Annotated in this window: 20 protein-coding genes; 10 read left to right on the top strand and 10 right to left on the bottom strand. The window is 41.9% G+C overall.

Going from position 1 to position 18,260, the window contains the following annotated elements; genetic code table 11:
- Positions 1 to 69: 69 nt before the first annotated feature.
- Positions 70 to 375 (top strand): DUF6482 family protein, encoded by a 306-nt coding sequence (locus tag MTN96_RS26975; protein WP_004588987.1) that lies wholly within the window; start codon positions 70 to 72, stop codon positions 373 to 375.
- A 41-nt stretch (positions 376 to 416) separates the two neighbouring features.
- Positions 417 to 824 carry a GNAT family N-acetyltransferase gene (locus MTN96_RS26970; protein ID WP_248533338.1) on the top strand — a complete coding sequence of 136 codons (408 nt, stop codon included), beginning with the start codon at positions 417 to 419 and terminating at the stop codon, positions 822 to 824.
- A gap of 15 nt (positions 825 to 839) precedes the next feature.
- Here the strand turns inward: MTN96_RS26970 and MTN96_RS26965 are convergent, their stop codons facing one another.
- The 8 genes from MTN96_RS26965 to MTN96_RS26930 form a co-directional block, all read right to left on the bottom strand.
- Positions 840 to 1,196: a HopJ type III effector protein gene (locus MTN96_RS26965; RefSeq protein ID WP_248533336.1), complete on the bottom strand. Its 357-nt coding sequence runs from the start codon at positions 1,194 to 1,196 to the stop codon at positions 840 to 842.
- 20 nt (positions 1,197 to 1,216) lie between these two features.
- Positions 1,217 to 2,317 (bottom strand): retropepsin-like aspartic protease, encoded by a 1,101-nt coding sequence (locus tag MTN96_RS26960; RefSeq protein WP_248533334.1) that lies wholly within the window; start codon positions 2,315 to 2,317, stop codon positions 1,217 to 1,219.
- A gap of 24 nt (positions 2,318 to 2,341) precedes the next feature.
- On the bottom strand, positions 2,342 to 3,049 hold the full coding sequence (locus MTN96_RS26955) for an HAD-IA family hydrolase (RefSeq protein ID WP_248533331.1): 708 nt from the start codon (positions 3,047 to 3,049) through the stop codon (positions 2,342 to 2,344).
- 10 nt (positions 3,050 to 3,059) lie between these two features.
- Entirely contained in the window at positions 3,060 to 4,004 is a 945-nt protein-coding gene (locus MTN96_RS26950) for a tyrosine recombinase XerC (protein WP_004588982.1), read from the bottom strand.
- The gene (locus tag MTN96_RS26945; RefSeq protein WP_024032071.1) at positions 4,001 to 4,612 is read right to left on the bottom strand and encodes a DUF484 family protein; all 612 of its coding nucleotides are present in this window, start codon (positions 4,610 to 4,612) and stop codon (positions 4,001 to 4,003) included. The genes MTN96_RS26950 and MTN96_RS26945 overlap by 4 nt, the downstream gene beginning before the upstream one ends.
- The gene (gene dapF / locus MTN96_RS26940; protein ID WP_004588980.1) at positions 4,609 to 5,439 is read right to left on the bottom strand and encodes a diaminopimelate epimerase; all 831 of its coding nucleotides are present in this window, start codon (positions 5,437 to 5,439) and stop codon (positions 4,609 to 4,611) included. The genes MTN96_RS26945 and dapF overlap by 4 nt, the downstream gene beginning before the upstream one ends.
- 64 nt (positions 5,440 to 5,503) lie before the next feature.
- Entirely contained in the window at positions 5,504 to 6,757 is a 1,254-nt protein-coding gene (lysA, locus tag MTN96_RS26935; RefSeq protein ID WP_248533329.1) for a diaminopimelate decarboxylase, read from the bottom strand.
- Entirely contained in the window at positions 6,758 to 6,949 is a 192-nt protein-coding gene (locus tag MTN96_RS26930) for a lipoprotein (RefSeq protein ID WP_248533327.1), read from the bottom strand.
- A gap of 148 nt (positions 6,950 to 7,097) precedes the next feature.
- Between MTN96_RS26930 and cyaY the strand changes: the two genes are divergently transcribed.
- From cyaY to add, 8 genes are all read left to right on the top strand, one after another.
- Positions 7,098 to 7,421, top strand: a complete 324-nt coding sequence (cyaY, locus tag MTN96_RS26925; RefSeq protein ID WP_004588977.1) for an iron donor protein CyaY — start codon at positions 7,098 to 7,100, stop codon at positions 7,419 to 7,421.
- On the top strand, positions 7,418 to 8,074 hold the full coding sequence (locus tag MTN96_RS26920; protein ID WP_029773747.1) for an alpha/beta hydrolase: 657 nt from the start codon (positions 7,418 to 7,420) through the stop codon (positions 8,072 to 8,074). The genes cyaY and MTN96_RS26920 overlap by 4 nt, the downstream gene beginning before the upstream one ends.
- A gap of 21 nt (positions 8,075 to 8,095) precedes the next feature.
- Complete coding sequence (locus tag MTN96_RS26915) at positions 8,096 to 9,031, top strand: DUF2914 domain-containing protein (RefSeq protein ID WP_248533325.1); 936 nt, start codon at positions 8,096 to 8,098, stop codon at positions 9,029 to 9,031.
- A 35-nt stretch (positions 9,032 to 9,066) separates the two neighbouring features.
- Positions 9,067 to 10,005: a hydroxymethylbilane synthase gene (gene hemC, locus MTN96_RS26910; protein ID WP_024032067.1), complete on the top strand. Its 939-nt coding sequence runs from the start codon at positions 9,067 to 9,069 to the stop codon at positions 10,003 to 10,005.
- The gene (locus MTN96_RS26905; protein WP_248533323.1) at positions 10,006 to 11,838 is read left to right on the top strand and encodes a uroporphyrinogen-III synthase; all 1,833 of its coding nucleotides are present in this window, start codon (positions 10,006 to 10,008) and stop codon (positions 11,836 to 11,838) included.
- Positions 11,835 to 12,944, top strand: a complete 1,110-nt coding sequence (locus MTN96_RS26900) for a heme biosynthesis HemY N-terminal domain-containing protein (RefSeq protein WP_248533321.1) — start codon at positions 11,835 to 11,837, stop codon at positions 12,942 to 12,944. The genes MTN96_RS26905 and MTN96_RS26900 overlap by 4 nt, the downstream gene beginning before the upstream one ends.
- A gap of 46 nt (positions 12,945 to 12,990) precedes the next feature.
- Positions 12,991 to 15,681, top strand: coding sequence for a CHASE domain-containing protein (locus MTN96_RS26895; RefSeq protein WP_248533319.1), 2,691 nt, complete (start codon positions 12,991 to 12,993; stop codon positions 15,679 to 15,681).
- A 138-nt stretch (positions 15,682 to 15,819) separates the two neighbouring features.
- Positions 15,820 to 16,821: an adenosine deaminase gene (gene add / locus MTN96_RS26890; RefSeq protein WP_248533317.1), complete on the top strand. Its 1,002-nt coding sequence runs from the start codon at positions 15,820 to 15,822 to the stop codon at positions 16,819 to 16,821.
- A 46-nt stretch (positions 16,822 to 16,867) separates the two neighbouring features.
- On the opposite strand, the gene MTN96_RS26885 is transcribed toward add, so the two are convergent.
- Together MTN96_RS26885 and fre are read right to left on the bottom strand one after the other, a co-directional pair.
- Positions 16,868 to 17,284, bottom strand: a complete 417-nt coding sequence (locus MTN96_RS26885) for a CBS domain-containing protein (RefSeq protein ID WP_004588969.1) — start codon at positions 17,282 to 17,284, stop codon at positions 16,868 to 16,870.
- A 162-nt stretch (positions 17,285 to 17,446) separates the two neighbouring features.
- Positions 17,447 to 18,160, bottom strand: coding sequence for an NAD(P)H-flavin reductase (gene fre / locus MTN96_RS26880; protein WP_004588968.1), 714 nt, complete (start codon positions 18,158 to 18,160; stop codon positions 17,447 to 17,449).
- Between the last annotated feature and the right edge of the window lie 100 nt (positions 18,161 to 18,260).

The raw sequence follows: 18,260 nt of genomic DNA, 5'->3' as shown, positions 1-18,260 counted from the left end.
AATAATTTGATCGCGATTATAGCAAAGGTGCGTATCTATAAAGTTACTTTTTATTAAAAGGCGATTGTTATGGGTATGAAATTTTCTGAGTTAAAAAAGCACGAACCATTACAAAAAGTGGTCGCGCACTCCCTTGAAATGGCGCTCTATCAAGTGTCTGTCATTATAAATAACGTAGAGTATTACGTTACTGAAGAAAATGGCGAGTTTGTTAAAGCGCTCAGCCCGCTGCATATTCAAAAACGTTTTGAAAAAATAGCCTACGCCGAAATGGTACTGCGCCATACTAGCGCTTACGATGAAATGTGCGGCCAACCCGAAAAAACAAGCAGCAATTTGCTAGAAGTACCTTATGGAAAAAATAACCTTTTTTAATTAAGTTTGTTTGCTAGTATCTGCTTCTTTAAGGGCGGTACATGTATCAATTAAAAGCAGATAATACCGATGTGTTAAACTCAGCGCTTCGCACTAAAATAGTTGAATTTAACGCGCAGCATTTTGATGCGCAAAGAGTGCCATTAGGCTATAAATTTGTTGATGAGCAAGGTGAGCTTGTTGCAGGTATTAGTGGGTGTGTGTTTGGAAATTGGCTGATGATTAGTTGGCTTTGGTGTAGCGGTGTAGCGCGAGGTCAAGGGCTTGCAGATAAGTTACTAACGGCACTTGAACAATCAGCTGCTGAACTAGGTGCAACGACCGCACAGCTCGATACACTCGATTTTCAGGCCAAGCCTTTTTATGAAAAGCGCGGATACGTGGTTAAGTATCAGCTTAACAACTATCCGCGCTCTGGTACGCGTTACTTTATGGAAAAAACGCTTTAATTTAGTAGCTTAGTGTTATTTCTCTTTTAGTGGCTCACCATCAAAGCTCAGGCCTAAAAATGGAGTCGCTTCTGGCGCTAACATAAACGTGCGAATGTTCATGTGATCATCGCCTTTAGGGTTTTGTAGTACGTCTTCGCGGTAAAACTTACCAAAGCAATCCAATGTATTTTGCTTGCTTAAATCGTTTAATTTAGCAAACGCAAAAATTTTACATGAGCCGTTGTTCTCGCTTGCAGAGCTAAGTAAGCCGTGGTTATTAAATCCACATGCAGTAAAATCGTAATTAGCTTCTATCACCGCCATTGTATCGGTAAATTGAATGCTTTTTGGGTTACCTGCAAGTTGCTGTAAAAAATCGTTTAGGGTCATGTTTTTTCCTTAAATTTAAATTATTTAGCACTCAACTCTAACTCATCTGTTTGTTGATTTATATTAAATTTAAATCTAGATAAAAAGTTCATTCCTAACAAACCTTGGCCGCGGGTGTTTTCAATACTGAGCACTTCAAAACCGTAAATAGTTTGCATCCCTACTTTAAACGACTCAATTTGGTAGCGTTTTACTCTAATTTGCCCATTAGCCGTGTTTACGGTTACATCGCCTAAATACAGTGGTCTGGGTGAAAGTTGGTTAAGCACTTCACTCGAAAGAGAAGTAATACTTGCGCCGGTATCTATCATTAGCTCTGTTTGGATTGAGCTATTTAGCTCGGTGCTAATTAAGTAATGTGCGCCGTAGGGGGTAAGCGCAATAAAGTCATCTTGCGATTGAGCTTTCTCTATCATTGCGTGTAAGGCAGTTACTTCGGCTTGTAGTGGGTGATTTGATGGCATGCGCTCAATAGTTGTTAAGGCGCTAATAAAGTCCTCTAGTTGATAATAAGCATGCGCGAGTGCGTATAAAAAATGGCTATTGTCGTTTTGATAGTCGAGCCAAATTTGAGTTTGTTCAATAATTGTTTGCCAATTTTGCTGCTCACTCAAACTATGCAGTTCTTTAGTCGTTAAATGCACAAGGCGCCTATCTACAGGGCCTTGTTGGTGCTTATTTAATAATGGGTAGAGCTCAAATAGCGCAATAATTGCGTTTTGCCGTTGCCCGCTTTTTACTAGGTAATCAACGTGTAAAGTGAGTAACTCGGTATTGTAAGGGTCTTTATTTAAAAGTGCATTTAACAATGACTGGCTAAGCGGTAGGTTTGTGTTTAGCCATTGCTTTAGTTGTGCTACCCACGAAGCGTATAAAGTATGTGCTTTTTTTGGAGCGTTTAGATTTAGTTGCTGATACGTATTTAGAGCATCATCAAATTTGTGTTGTGTAAATTGCTGTTGAGCTTGGCTGAGCAGGTTACTTTTTGGCGCTTTGATGCTCTTGCCGCTGTGGGTTTTTTGTGTGCCAACTACAGGCTGTTTTTGTGGCCACAATAAGTAAGCGTTTAGGCTAAGCGAGCCTATTAATAGCAAGGTAATTAGCTTGGTATAATGGCTCATTGCAACCTCTTCGTTCTATTTAGGCTATTTGATAAAGTGCGCTAAGGCATGAATATTCGCAATTTCAACATCGGCAAGGCCTTTGTAGTGATAAGCCGCGCCTTGGTCGTTTAACCAAACCGATTGGCAGCCTGCATTATTAGCGCCTTGTACGTCGGTATCTAGGCTATCGCCAATATGTAAAATTTCACTTTTAGCCACGTTTAAGTGCGCGGCGGCTTTATCAAACAGTGTACCGTGGGGTTTGGCTTTACCGTGCATACCAGCTTGCAATACTAGCGCAAATTTATCGCGTAAGTTAAAGCGCTCAATTTCAACATTGCCATTGGTTATTGCAACCAGCGTAAAGTGCTGGGCTAAGTTATCTAGCAGCTTTAGTACGTCGTCGGTTACCACTATTTTACTGCGCGCATCGGCAAAGGCGTTATAGGCAGCATCGGCATGATGCACTACCTCTTGCTCATTAAAATCTAGCTTTGAAAGGGCTAAGCGTAGCGTATGTTGGCGCCATTTAGTTACATTATCAGCAAGCTCTGGTAACTGTAATACAGCCTCGTTGCGGCATTGTTGCCAGTATTTTGGGCCTTGTTGTAAGTAGCTGGGTAGCGCGTTTAAATAATCTTGCTGGGCTTTAACCGCGGCTTTTATTATAGGGTGGTTGTTATACAGGGTGTCGTCTAAGTCAAAGCTCATAACTGAAAAAGGGCGAGGAGCACGATTAAATCGGATCATAATTACATTCCTAATCGGTTTGTTTTTTAGCGCGCGGATGCGTGTTGTCGTACACTTTTGCTAAATGCTGAAAATCTAAATGCGTATATACTTGCGTAGCCGATAAACTACTGTGCCCTAATAATTCTTGCACAGCGCGTAAATCGCCAGATGATTCTAAAATATGAGAGGCAAACGAGTGGCGAAGTTTATGCGGGTGCACTTGTGAGCTAATGCCTTGTTTTATTCCCCACTCTTGCATGCGTAAGCGAACTTGGCGAACCGAAATACGATTTTTTTTACTGCTTAAAAACACCGCCATTTCGTCAGGCTTTGCAAATTGCCCCCGTATGTTGAGCCAATTTTTTAACGCTGTGAGCGCTTTGCGACCCACGGGAATGAGGCGCTCTTTGTTACCTTTACCTTTGACTAAAATTTCGCCGCTTGCAGCGTTTATATCCCGTAAGTTGGTGCCAACTAACTCGCTAATGCGCAGCCCAGATGAATACATAAGCTCCATCATAGCTTTGTCTCGTATGGCTAATGGGTCGTCATCGTTAATCTCTAGTAGGCTTGCCATCTGATCTACATCGAGATTTTTAGGTAAAGGCTTAGAAAATTTAGGCCCTTTAATGCCTTGTGCTGGGTTATGATAATGCGCGTGCTGAGCAATGTTTTTGGCTTTTAAAAATTTATACAAACTACGAATGCAGCTTAATTTTAAACTAATGGTGCGCCCACTTAATTGCTTTGAACGAAGCGCCATGCTGTAGCGGCGAATATGCTCGCCTTGTACGCCAAACCAGTCATCACATAATTTACTAAAATACAGGGCGGCAAAGTTTAGTTGGCTAACATACTGATTTACAGTGTGCTCTGAGTACTGTCTTTCGTACTTTAAATAGTCACTAAATAAATGAATGGGTGTACGCCAATGCTCACTTAATTGCTCAGTGTTAGGCGTCTCGTCGCTCATGCCAATTCCAACAGCCTAAGTTGCAATGCATGAACAAAATCAAGCACGAATAGGTTATCTTGTGCGGGTTCAAAATGGTTTTCATCATGGCTACCAAAGGCCAATATAGCGACGGGTTTTTCAGCGCAACCAATAAGATAAATAGCAGAAGACTGCGTGTTTTCGCAAAATAATAGCTCACGCTCTTGTTGATTAACGCGTCCTAAGTAGTGCCCAAATTGGCTAAGGCGGTGCTCAATAAGCCCATCTAAAGTGTTGTTGTATTTAACCAACCTGCACTCGCTAATATGTGGGCTGGTACAAATAATATTGCGCAAATTAGCGGCAAGCGTATTAAAGTCGTAGTTTGTCCACAGTTGGCGGTGGCATTGGCTAAACAAGCGATATACTAGCTCATTTTGCGTAGCGTGTTCGCTCATACTGTGTATTTGATTTTTTAACTGAGTATTGTGCTCGCGCAATTGGCGCTGTTGTATGTGCACAAGCGAGGTGGCACCTTGCGTTTTGTGGTGTAACTCAAGTTGTGCAAGCAGCTCTGGCTGTTCTATTAAAAAATCAGGGTGGCGCGCTAAATACTCAGCGACTTGCTCTTTTGTTAGCTCGCTCATAAGGCAACTTGCCCATCAAATACATGCTCGGCTGGGCCGGTCATGCGGACAGGGTGACCTTCGCCGCTCCAACGTACTTGTAAAGTGCCGCCGGGTAAATCAACTTGTACCGTGGTGTTAAGTTTGCTTTGAATGTGGCCAATTACCATTGCTGCGCAGGCACCCGTGCCACACGCTAGGGTTTCACTAACGCCGCGCTCCCACACTCTAAGTTTAATATGATCTTGCGATACCACCTGCATGAAGCCAATATTGGCACGATTTGGAAAACGTTCGTGGTTTTCAAGCAGCGGACCAAGCACCTCAACTTGTGCGGTAGCTATATCGTCAACTTCTAACACGCAATGCGGGTTACCCATAGACACAGCGCCACTAAATACAGTGTGTTCTTGAGCTCTTATTATATAAGTTAGTTCTCGCTTGCTGGCTTTAAGCGGGATTTTAGCAGGCTCAAAATTAGGATGGCCCATGTTTACCGTCACTTGCCCGTCTTTTTCTATGTATAGCGTGAGGTTGCCCGACTTAGTCGAGACACTAATTTTGTGCTTGTTAGTTAAGCCTTTCATGCGCACAAAGCGGGCAAAACAGCGTGCGCCATTTCCGCATTGTTCTACTTCATTGCCATCGGCATTAAATATACGGTAATGGAAGTCGAGATCAGGGGAGTAAGGGGCTTCAACCATAAGTAATTGGTCAAAGCCAATACCAAAGTGGCGATCAGCCAGTTTTTTGATTTGATCGCGAGACAAAAATACATTTTGTGTAATGTTATCAATTACAACAAAGTCGTTGCCTAAGCCGTGCATTTTGGAAAAATTAACTAACATAGCGCTCTAATTCGGGTTTGCTCTGCGCTAATCATGCCACAGAGCAGCGCCTTAACAAAAACGTTTATGGTAAAATTTTCTCACCTTGATAAAGGCTCTCGATGGTTTCGCGTTGGCGAATAAGGTGGTGTTGCTCACCATCTACCATTATTTCGGCCACGCGTGGGCGAGAGTTGTAGTTTGAACTCATTGTAAAACCATAGGCACCAGCACTTCGCTGCGCCAATAAGTCGCCTTGTTTAAGGGCTAGTTCGCGGTCTTTTCCTAAAAAGTCGCCGGTTTCGCACACTGGGCCCACAATATCAAAGTTATGTGTTGGGGTGTCGTCATCGCGCACCGATACAGGAATGATTTTTTGCCATGCCTGATAAAGCGAAGGGCGAAGCATGTCGTTCATACCCGCATCGACAATGGCAAAAAATTTATCCTGGTTTTGCTTAATAAACTCAACCTGCGTTACTAAAATTCCAGCATTAGCGGCTATAGCGCGCCCTGGCTCAAAAATAAGTTCAAGGTGTTTGTAATTGGCTAAGCGCTCGGTAACCTGCGCAGCGTATTCACTTGGGTGAGGTGGCTGTTCATCATTGTAAGGAACGCCTAACCCGCCGCCAATATCTAAATGAGTAAGCTCAATACCATTTGCTTTAAGTTCATCTATTAATGCCATTAGCTTATCAAGCGCTTCTAAAAAAGGTTTAACCTCAGTTAATTGCGAGCCTATGTGGCAATCTACGCCGGTTACTTTTAGACCAGGTAAAGACGCCGCATGCTGATAAACGCTCACAGCCGTTTGAATATCGATACCAAATTTGTTTTCTTTTAAACCGGTAGAAATATACGGGTGAGTTTTGGCATCTATATCAGGGTTTACACGAATAGAAATAGGGGCTTCTAAATTTAACTCGCACGCTACCTCAGAAATACGCTCAAGCTCTGAGGTCGACTCAACGTTAAAACATTTAATACCTAACTTTAGTGCATAAGCAATTTCGTCGGCGGTTTTAGCCACACCTGAAAACACCACTTTACTGGCATCACCGCCAGCTTTTATTACACGCGCCAGCTCACCTTTAGACACTATGTCAAACCCTGAGCCTAAACGCGCTAATATATTTAATACTGCAATATTAGAATTGGCTTTAACTGCGTAGCACACCAAACTTTTATGATTTTTAGTGGCATTTGCAAAGGCTAAATAATGGCGCTCAAAAGTAGCACGCGAGTACACATAACACGGCGTACCATAGTGCTGAGCAATTGTGGCAATGCTGACATCTTCGGCAAATAATTGATTGTTTTGATAGTTAAAATAATCCATTTATTGCTCCTGCACTTGCTCGGTGTTGGTTTTTTTTACGGGCGTTGGCAGTGCCGTATTAGGGGGTGTGTTTTGCTCAGCCTGTTGCTCTGGTAAATACAAAGGCCCGCTTTGGCCGCAGCCAGCTAATGCACTTAGCAGTAAAGTACTTATATATAGTCGTTTTAATTGTAAGGTATGTGTCGCTTTCATTAGATTAATACGGTTGCTGGCTTTATAATCGCAGAGTAACAGAATATCTAAAAAATGCAGCTATTCGCGGATGATTTTATTCCTGTTACACTAGCTGTATATAAACCGTATCCAATATTAGGCAGCTCGCCTGCAAAGGAAAATTACAATGACTGAACACGAATATCACCAATTAGCCGAAGCTCTTATGTTCACAATTGAAGAGCAAGTTGATGATTGCGAAGCAGATTTAGACTACGAATCGGCAGAGGGTATTTTAGAAATAATTTTCCCTGATAAAAGTAAAATTGTAATTAACAAACAAGCGCCTTTGCATCAAGTGTGGGTTGCGACTAAATTTAATGGCCACCATTTTGAAATGCGTGACGGCCAGTGGATTGATAACCGCTCTGGCGCAGAGTTTTGGGAGTTTATGAACCAAGCGTCTACTCGCCAAGCTGGCCAAGAAATTAAGTGGCAATCAAGCTTATGAGTTTAGAGTTTGCACAATATCCAGCGCAAGGTGAGCACAAAGCCACTGTTATTTGGTTACATGGTTTAGGCGACTCGGGCGATGGCTTTGCTCCGGTTGCACCGCAACTTAACTTACCCAGTGAGCTTGGTATACGATTTATTTTTCCGCATGCGCCTATTCAACCGGTCACCATAAATGGTGGCATGGAAATGCGCTCGTGGTACGACATTAAATCTATAGAATTAGACAAACGTGCCGATGAACAAGGCGTGAGAGATTCAGCCGAAAAAGTGCAAACCCTGATCAATCAAGAAATTGAAAATGGTATACCTGCCAATAAAATTATTTTGGCGGGCTTTTCGCAAGGGGGCGTGGTGTCTTTACATTTAGCGCCGCGATTTGAGCACAAGCTTGCAGGTGTTATGGCGCTGTCTACTTATATGTGCGTGCCTGAAAAGCTAGCGCAAGAAGCAAAGCATACTGATTTAAATGTATTTATGGCTCATGGTAGCCAAGATAATGTAGTGCCGCATAGCGCGGGTAGAAGTGCGTTTGAAGTATTAACAGCACATAACATGGATGTAAGCTGGCAAGAATACCCTATGGCTCATCAGGTTTGCGCAGAAGAACTGCAAGCTATTCGCCAATGGTTAATTGCCCGTTTAAGCTAATTTGGAGCCGCTGAGGTCAATATGAGTCAAAAAATAGTTATTAAAGCAAATGTAAAACGCGAACCACAAAATAGTGTACCTAATGTAAGCTACGAGTGGCATTGGCGTCGTATTGCGAGTGTTTCTATGTTAGTAGCAATGACCTCGGCAGCGGTTGTGTATGGCTTAACTAGCTCGGTAAATGCCGAGCAGGGCGAGCAACCTAATGAACAATCGCCGTATTCACCTTTGCGCGACAACACAGCAGGTAATGTTGAGCCCACGGTGAGTATAAATGACGAGCAAACGCGCCCAAATGAGCTTATAAATGATATAGCAGATGTTGCGCCAGCGGTGCTTGAAGATGAAAGCGTTAATAATACTTCGTTAGCGCAAAGCAATAATGAGCAAACGGATATAGAGCCAATTGCTAACGTTCAAAGCAATCAAGTTTCTGTTATTGAGCAATCAGATACCGAACTCGCTGAGCCTATCGCTAATCAGCCGCTTACTAGCACGCAGTTAAGCGCATCACCCAATGAACAGCTTCCAGATATTGAAAACGACGACGGTTCGCTAACCAGCAGTGAAGGCTTTTCATCTAATGCGCACATTGCCAGTGTTGCGTTAGGCGCACAAATTGATACAGGTAAAATTAGCCGTGCAGTGCTTACTCGCAAAGTAAGTAAGCGCGAGCCCACTAATGTATTTGCTGCAGATATTCGCTTAAATCAGTTTGAAGAGGCACTTTCGTTTTTTAGTGAGCTTAAAAACCTACAAGGCCAACAAGTAAAGCATGTATGGTCTTATGAGGGTGAAACTATGGCTGAGATTTCGCTTAATGTTACCTCGCCGCGCTACAGAACGTACTCAACCAAAAATATTATGAATACACAAACAGGCCATTGGCGTGTAGATGTTGTTGATGAGCAAGGTAATTTAATTGCTCAAAAAGAATTTAGAATTTTAGCTAATTAAGCTTGGCTATTAGCTGTAACTATTTGGATACCCCTATGACAGAAAAAACAAAGTTAGTACGCATTGCAACCCGTAAAAGTGCTTTAGCGCTTTGGCAGGCTGAATTTGTAAAAGCACAGCTTGAGCATTTTCATGCTGATGTGCGCGTAGAATTAGTCCCTATGTCTACTCAAGGGGATATTATTTTAGATACACCGCTTGCTAAAATTGGTGGTAAAGGCTTGTTTGTTAAAGAGCTTGAGCAGGCAATGTTAGATGGCCGCGCGGATATAGCAGTGCATTCAATGAAAGATGTACCCGTAGAATTTCCAGAAGGCTTAGCACTGCACACAATTTGTGAGCGTGAAGACCCGCGCGACGCGTTTGTATCAAATAACTTTGCCAATTTAAGCGAATTACCAAAAGGCGCTGTAGTAGGCACTTCTAGCCTTCGTCGTCAGTGCCAAATTAGAGCTTTGCGCCCTGATTTAGTCATTAAAGACTTACGTGGTAATGTTAATACCCGTTTAGCTAAGCTAGATGATGGCCAGTACGATGCGATTATTTTAGCCGCAGCCGGACTGCTACGTTTAAAAATGGACGAGCGTATTGCTGATTATATTGAGCCTGAGGTATCTCTACCTGCTAACGGACAAGGTGCTGTCGGCATTGAATGTCGTATTGACGATGAAGTAACAAAAGCCTTACTGGCCCCGCTTGAGCATACTCAAACACGTATTCGTGTAAATGCAGAGCGTGCTATGAATCGTCATTTAGAAGGTGGCTGCCAAGTACCAATTGGTGCCTACGCATTAGTTGATGGCGAGCAAGTGCATTTACGTGGCCTAGTGGGCGCAGTAGATGGTAGTGAAATTTTACATGACGAAGTAACCGGTCATATAAATGATGCAGAAGCTATCGGTGTGCAGCTTGCTAAAAAGTTATTAGCGCAAGGCGCCGACAAAATATTAGCAGAAGTATATAGAGACGCATAAATGACACATATCCTGATAACTCGGCCCGAAGGAAAAGGCGCAGCCCTTGCTCAGCAACTTGAGCAAGCGGGTTATCAGGCGTCATTATTTCCTGTTTTAAAAATATCCTACCTTACGCCTTCTACTACCGAGCTAAGCCCGCTAATTAATGCCGATAAAATTATTTTTATCTCTCAAGATGCCGTTACTGCCCTTGCGCAATTAAAGCCAACAATAAATACCAAAGCACAATTTTACGCAGTAGGGCAGCAAACTGCAGATACTATTTACGCGTTATTTGGCGTGCGAGCAGCAGTGCCTAAACTACATGATTCTGAAGGGTTATTGGCGCTAAACTCGTTAGCTGAGGTTGATGGTAGCAATATTGTATTAGTAAAAGGCCAAGCGGGGCGCCCAGATATTGCCAAAACCTTAAAGGCGCGTGGGGCATTTTTAAATAACTGTGTGGTATACAAGCGCGAGCCAATAAGCGCTGAAAAAACCAACTGGACAGACCACTGGCAAAGCCTGAAAGTACAAGGTATAGTCATAACCAGTAATGCAGCAGTTGATGCAATATTTAATAACCTGACTGAACAACAGTTACAGTGGTTACAACAGTGCCGATTTTATGTTGCTAGCGAGCGTATAGCCGCTTATTTACAACAGCAACAGGTAAGCTCGGCTAATATACACATTGCCGCAGGGGCAAGCGATACCGCTATGTTTTCCTGCATAAAACAGCAAGGTAGCAAGATGAGCGAACAGTCAAAGCCAGTAACGGCAGATAACACACCAACCACTAAGGCAGCGGCCTCTGCACAAAAAAAAGAGGCAGCTAAAGCACACAGTAAACCACATAACGATAAGCAAAAAATAAGTAAATTAGCGGTATTAGCGCTGATCATTTCGCTTATTGTTGCCTGTGGTGTGGGGTATGAGTTTTACCAAAAACTCAATGCAGGTAAAGCCCAAAATGTAGCTGTTAATGAACTAAAAGAAGAAAACGCGTTATTGTCACAAGAGTTACAGGCGCTCAAGTCGGCGCAATCTAATCTTCAGCAAGCATTATTCAATAGTGAACAAAAAGTGGCTGCAGCGCTTAATGAAAGTGCAGAGAGTAACCAGCAACAATTAAAAGCTGCATTGCAACAAGCTCAGCAGCAAGGCGCTTCACTAAACCCGCAAGAAGTAACCAGCTTACAACGTATGGCTGAGTTTAAACTGTGGGCTGAAAAAGATTACCAAGGTGCCAGCGCTGTACTTAAACGCTTAGATGCCTTATTGAGTGAACACCCAGGTACTGTTGCAGTTCGCCAAGCAATAACACAAGACATTCAAACACTAGATAGCTTAAAACCTATCCCAACAGAAGCCATTTACTTAAAGCTTAATAGCGTGTTATCAAACATAGATAACCTTGCATTTAATGCCGTTAACATACCGCAAGAAGCAACAGAAATTGAAAAAAATGCCTTGAGTGAAGATGTAAGCGATTGGCAGCAAAACCTAAGTAATAGCTGGAATAAGCTAGTTGATAGCTTTATTACTATTCGCCAGCACGAAGGGGTTGCTATAGAGCCACTGCTAACCGATCAGGAGCGCCACTTAATTAATCAACGTATTAAATTAAATGTGACGCAAGCTCAAGATGCATTAATGAGCAAACAAGCGAGCATTTATTTTAGTGCCATAAGTGAGGCAAAGCGTCTTGTTAATGAGTACTTTAAACAAGATGACGAGGCGACAAAAGTGGTTATAAATGCACTAACTAGCCTAGAAAAAGAGCCATTAAACTTTAACCCTGAAGTAAACCTACAAAGTACGCAGCAGGTTAAGGAGTGGGCGCAATGATAGGGCTTATAGTATTAATTGTTGCGATTGTTTTAGTTTTAGCGATTACGCCATTTGTACTGGATGAAAAAGGCTATGTGCTGATCTCGTTTAACAACACCACGATTGAAGGCACGATTGTATCGTTTTGTATTATGGCGGTAATTAGTGCAACCATTTTGTTTTTAACTTACAAATTAGTGCGCTATTTATTGTCGATTTATCATAATACTAAACATGGGTTTTTTGCGCGTAGCGAAGAGCGAAAGCAAGCAGCTATAGAGCAAGCCTTATGGAGTGCGATAAACGATGATTACGAGCTTGTTGAGCAAACGTTATCAGGTAATAGTGTACCCAGTAAGTTTGAAGATATACGCTTAGCGCTATTAGCAAAAGCAGCGCTTGCTAATAACCAAACCGACAAAGCACTAGAGCGTTTATTTGAAATTAGCCCAGAGCAGCAACTTAACGTTGCTAAACTTTGGATAGCCAGTGGCGATAGCAGCGCAATAGAATCACAAATGCGTGCAAACAGCGATTCAAAAAAAGCGACACCTCTTGAGCTTAAGCTATACGCCGAAATACTTGTACAGCAACAGCACTTTAGTGCACTTGAAGACTTTTTACCGCGTTTACTTCGTAAAAAAGTCCTCAACGATGCGCAGTGGACGCAGCTGTTTAATGGCTATTTTAATGCACAAGCTAGCGATAAAATCACTGAAAAATATAAACAACTTCCTAAAAAGCTACAAGCTCATGCTAATACAGCTTACTTAATGCAAATGGCTAAAGTGGGCCAGTTAAGTGCGATTGAAAGTGACTTAATTAAAATGGTGAAGCACGACGAGCAACATGCTCAGCTGGCTAATATATTAAGTAACGCCACCTCGGCAGAGGCTGTAAAGCTTCAAAGTAGTATTCAAGAGCGCCTGAAAAAAGATGATGCAAACAACGCATTATTACTCTCGCTTGCGTGTTTAGCTAATGCTCAAGGCGATTATGAGTTAGCCGCAAAGGTTTTTGATAAAGCCTTGAATATCGAAAACAAAAAGCAATTTGCTCAGCAAGCAGCGCTTAGCTATAAAAATACCGCACAAGCCGATAAAGCACTCGTTTTGTATCAATAAAGGCTACACTTATACTTTTGCAGCTTTGATATTCGGGAGCATTGGGTTGAAACACTTTTTCATTGTCACTGTAAGTTTAGCGTGCGCTTACTTTTTTACCGGATATTTTAGTAATTTACTATTAGCGATAGATGGCTACGCAGTGGCTGTGTGGCCGCCTTCAGGGATTGCGCTTGCTGGCTTTTTAATTTGGGGCAGAAAGAGCTTACTAGGTATTGTTTTAGGGGCTTTTTTTACTAACCTCATTCATTTAGAAAGCGCCTCAGCGATATTTCAGTTAAGTGTATTTATGCATGCTGCGGCTGTTACCTTTGCTGCTACTTTACAAGCATGGGTAGGTAGCCAATTGGTCACTAAAGTGATTAAAGCACCACTCGACTTATCTTCTTTAAAGCACTGTATTCAAAGCCTCGTTGTTGCCGGCCCATTGTGCTGTGTTATAACTGCAGGTGTAGGCACCAGCTTATTAATTTTTAATGGCGTTATTGTGTCTCAAGCCGGTTGGGATACGTTTATAGCGTGGTGGATAGGCGACAGTATTGGAGTGCTTGTTTTTACTCCGCTTATGCTAGCGGCATTTAACTATTCACAGGTAAATTATCGCCTACAAGTTATACTGCCCTCACTGTTAATTTATATGGTTATAAGTATTAGCTTTTATGGCGCGGCCAGTGTAAAAAAAGAAAAAAACATTCAAAAAGAAGAGCTGAAAATATTAGCCACTCAAGATGCTATCAACAATAAAATTAACGAAATAACAGCACACCTCGCCTTACTGGCGACCTTTTTTTCTAGTAGTGACGATGTGAGCTTTACTGAATTTAAGCAATTTACTTCTAAGCAGCTTAGTTACAGCGAAGAAATTTTAGCATTTGAGTGGGTGCCCTACTTACCAAGTGAAAACCTAGCTCAGTATATAGAGGCTAATAACAACACAGAGCTGGCTAAATATAGCTTAAAAGAAAGAGCAAAAGATGGCAGTTGGCAGGCCGCTCCCCCACGAGATTTTTACTACCCCGTACAATACGCACATCCTTTGTCGGGAAATGAAGACGTAATTGGCTTTGATCTTGCCTCAAATGAGGTAAGGCGATCTGCATTAATAAAAGCAAAAGTGTTAAATGAGTTGGTGATCAGTGAGCCAATAAATTTAGTACAAAACGAAGCTGAGCGCGGCGTGTTGTTTTTTCATCCGGTGTTTGGCAACAATATTACCGAAGACGATTTTAAAGGTTTTGTGGTAGCCGTTGTTAGTTTAGAAAGACTATCAAACGCGGTGTTATTTGATCAAAACAACGGCGTTGCAGTGAGCTTTACAGACACCACAACAGAGAATAATGCACAGCCTATTTTTATTGCCGATCATCAACAACTATTGCCGTTAAAAGACTATAAGTTATTGGTAGGTAAGCGGGTGTGGCAGGTGGAGCTGCATCAGCCAATGCAACGAGAGTCATGGTTAGTTTACTGGCTTGCGCAAATAGCAGGCATGTTATTTGTTTGGCTGCTTATTACCTTTTTAATATCGGTAACGGGTACCAATATTCGTATACGTGAGCAGGTAGCAAAACAAACAAAAGTTTTACGCTTAGAAAAGCAAAAGGCCGATGAAGCCAATGAAATAAAAAGCCAGTTTTTAGCAAATATGAGCCATGAAGTTCGCACGCCTATTAATGGTATTAAAGGGCTGCATTATTTAGCCCTACAGCAAAACGATTGGCAGCAAGCCCGCAGCTATATTGAACAAGCAGATGGGGCACTGGGCGTATTGCTAAGAGTATTAAATGATGTGCTCGATTTTTCTAAAATGGAAGCAGGCAAACTTGATTTAATTCAAGAGCCAATTGATGTAGGCACACTCAGTGAAGAAGTGGCTAATTTACTGCAGTTTGATATAGAAGCAAAGTCGCTAGAATTTATGCTTGATTACGATAAATCAAGTAACTTGGTTATCAACACCGACCCAATACGCTTAAAACAAGTTTTGCTAAACCTAATCAATAATGCCATTAAGTTTACGGCTAAAGGCAGCATCACACTCAAAGTGTGGCAATCTAAAAAAATGACTTACTTTAGCGTTAACGATACCGGTATTGGTATTAGTAAAGAGGCGCAAAAACAGCTCTTTAAACCGTTTGCACAAGCAGATAGCTCTACCTCGCGTCAATATGGCGGCACGGGCTTGGGTTTAAGTATATGCAAAAAGCTTGTAGAGTTGATGGGTGGAGAAATTGATTTAATAAGCCACGAAGGGCACGGTTCTACGTTTACCTTTAGCCTGCCAATTTATTCGCCGCTACCAAAGGCTGAGCAAATAAAGCAACAATATGATGAGATAGATGTTAGTACGCTTTCTTTTGCAGATTATAAATTATTGCTTGTTGAAGATAACCCATTAAATCAGCACGTCGCGAGCGCTATTTTAAAAACCAAAGGGTGCGTTGCTGATATTGCTAATGATGGTTTTGAGGCGATTGAAAAGCTGACAGAGCATACCTACGACATTGTGCTTATGGATATACAAATGCCAAAAATGGATGGCCTTGAAGCCACGCGAGTTATTCGTAATGAACTTGGTTTGTTTGACCTACCTATTATTGGCTTATCTGCTAATGCCCACGATGACGATGTTAAAAAAGCAGTTGCCAGCGGTATGGATAATTATATTACTAAACCCATTGAAGCAAATACCTTATTTAAAACACTCTGGCATCACTTAGCTCATCAAAATAAGTGAACAAAAACCTAATTTTGTTCACTTTTTGAGTAAAAAGCAGACATATGACCGCTAATATTTACTTTAACTGCTCTACACTTGAAAAATAACTGTACCTGCGTATCATGCGCGCAATTTTAACCTAACCGAGTCGCTATTATGATAAATAAAAAATTACCTCTGCTAGATATTCATCGTCATTTAGATGGCAATGTACGTGCGCAAACCATACTAGAGCTTGGTCGACAGTTTAATATTACGCTACCTGCTGATAACGTAGAGGCGCTTATCCCTCATGTGCAAGTTATTGATCCTGAGCCTGATTTAATGGCGTTTTTGCAAAAGCTCGACTGGGGTGTAACGGTACTGGGCGATTACGACGCCTGTAGACGCATCGCCGTTGAAAACATAGAAGACGCTCAAGCGCAGGGACTTGATTATGTAGAGCTTCGCTTTAGCCCGTATTATATGGCACAAAGCCAAGGCTTACACCCGCAAGGGGTGGTTGAGGCCGTGGTTGATGGTATTAAATCGGCTACTCAAGGCGCCAATATTAAAGCAAACTTAATTGGTATTATGTCGCGTACTTATGGTGTTAAAACCTGCCAGCAGGAGCTTGACGCATTACTTGCCTTTAAAAATGATTTAGTGGCGATTGATTTAGCCGGAGATGAAATTGGTTTTCCGGGAGAGCTTTTTGTCGAACAATTTAAGCAAGTAAGAGACGCTTACCTGGCCGCTACCATTCATGCCGGTGAAGCGCTGGGCGCAGCGAGTATTTGGCAAGCCATGAATGAATTAGGTGCAAGCCGTATAGGCCATGGGGTAAAAGCAATTGAAGACCCTAAACTAATGGACTACCTGCGCGATAACCGCATTGGTATTGAGTCGTGCTTAACCAGTAATATTCAAACCAGTACCGTAAACGATTTAGCTAAACACCCCCTTAAACAGTTTTTAGATCACGGTATTTTAGCGTGTATTAATACCGACGATCCGGCTGTAGAGGGCATTGAAATTGAGCATGAATATTTAGTGGCTGCACCAAAGGCGGGTTTAACACAAGCCGATATGCATAAGGCACAAGCGAATGCCTTAGAGATTGCATTTTTAAGCGACAGCGATAAAAGCGCATTAACTGCGCTTGCTGCAGCACGTTAAACACGCTTAATACAAAAAATGCCGCTTATTTGCGGCATTTTTTATGTTAGCTTACTTTTGTTTGGCAGCTCACGTAATTATCAAACAGTGCTTTTAATACATCGCTTCGGCCAATCAGACCTATTACGGTATCACCCTCAACAACGGGGTAGTTTTTTGGCTTTCCTGTTTTCATTTGCTCTGCAAGCTCGATAATGTTGGTATCGGCATTAACGGTTACAACCTCAGTTTGCATAAGCTGCGAAACTTTTACAACGCCATCGCAAAAATAGCTGCTTCGCATTAATGGTTTTAACAGCTCTTGCTCAGATATAAAACCAACCAGCGATTTATTGTCATCAAATACTGGTGCACCTAATAAGTTAAACTTTTGCAGCTCACTAATGGCGGTGGTCATTTCGGTATTTGGGGTAATGTGTGGCAACTTACGTTGCATAAAATCTTTTACTTTTGTATTTAACATTTGGGTCTCTCCCGCTGATGTTCTATACAAAGTATGGTTTATAGATAGGAATTTAGGAAATTGTTTATACTGATTAAAGTAATAGGTTATACCAATTAATGGCTTAAATTTGATAGAAATAACAAAGGCGCCATGGGGCGCCTTTGTATTATAAATAAAAATTTATTTTATAAACGCGAATGCATCGGCGTACATGTTTTCGCGAACAGCACCGTGAGCAATAAAGTCATCACGGACAATGCCTATCATGTCAAAGCGACCAGCCATATAAATGTCGTAAGGTTCTAACGACACAATATCTTGCATGACTGCTTTGTGTACAAACCCGGTGTGGCCTTGCCAATTAGCAGATGGGTTTTCTACAACAGGAATAAATTTAAAGTGCTCGTTACTCTCTGCCCATGCTTGCATTTCGCTGTGAGCATACAATGCAGACTCTTCTTTAACACCCCAGTAAAACAGTACCGGGCGGTCGCAGTTAATTTCAGCTAAGTGATCAGCCATTGATTTTGCATAAGAAAAACCAGTGCCGCCAGCCAATAAAATAATAGGGCGCTCACATTGTAGACGTAGTTGCGATACACCAAGGCCAGCTTCTATATCTACCGGTGTATTATTTTGATGCGCATTACGCAAATGCTCAAGCGATTGCATTGCGTATGAATCGGCTTTAGATGCGCCAATATGAAGCTCTATTTCATCACATTGCGATGGACGACTTGCAATCGAAAATGCGCGCTTGTCTTTTTCGCCAAGTACAAGTTGCATGTATTGGCCAGCTTCAAACGTAACAGGTTGTTGAGGCTTTAAAATTACTTTATGAACAAATTCTGTAAGTGGGCTGATGGCAACAACTTCAGCTTTTAATGTTTGCATTTTTTACCTTTTAGCAGCGTTTACGCAGATATGCAGTTAAGTGGAGCAATATTAACATATCTGCGGGGTTATTTTATAGCCTGTTTATATTCACTTAGCG

The organism is Pseudoalteromonas sp. 2CM28B, from assembly GCF_023161935.1.
This window is presented reverse-complemented; position numbering and strand designations above follow the sequence as displayed.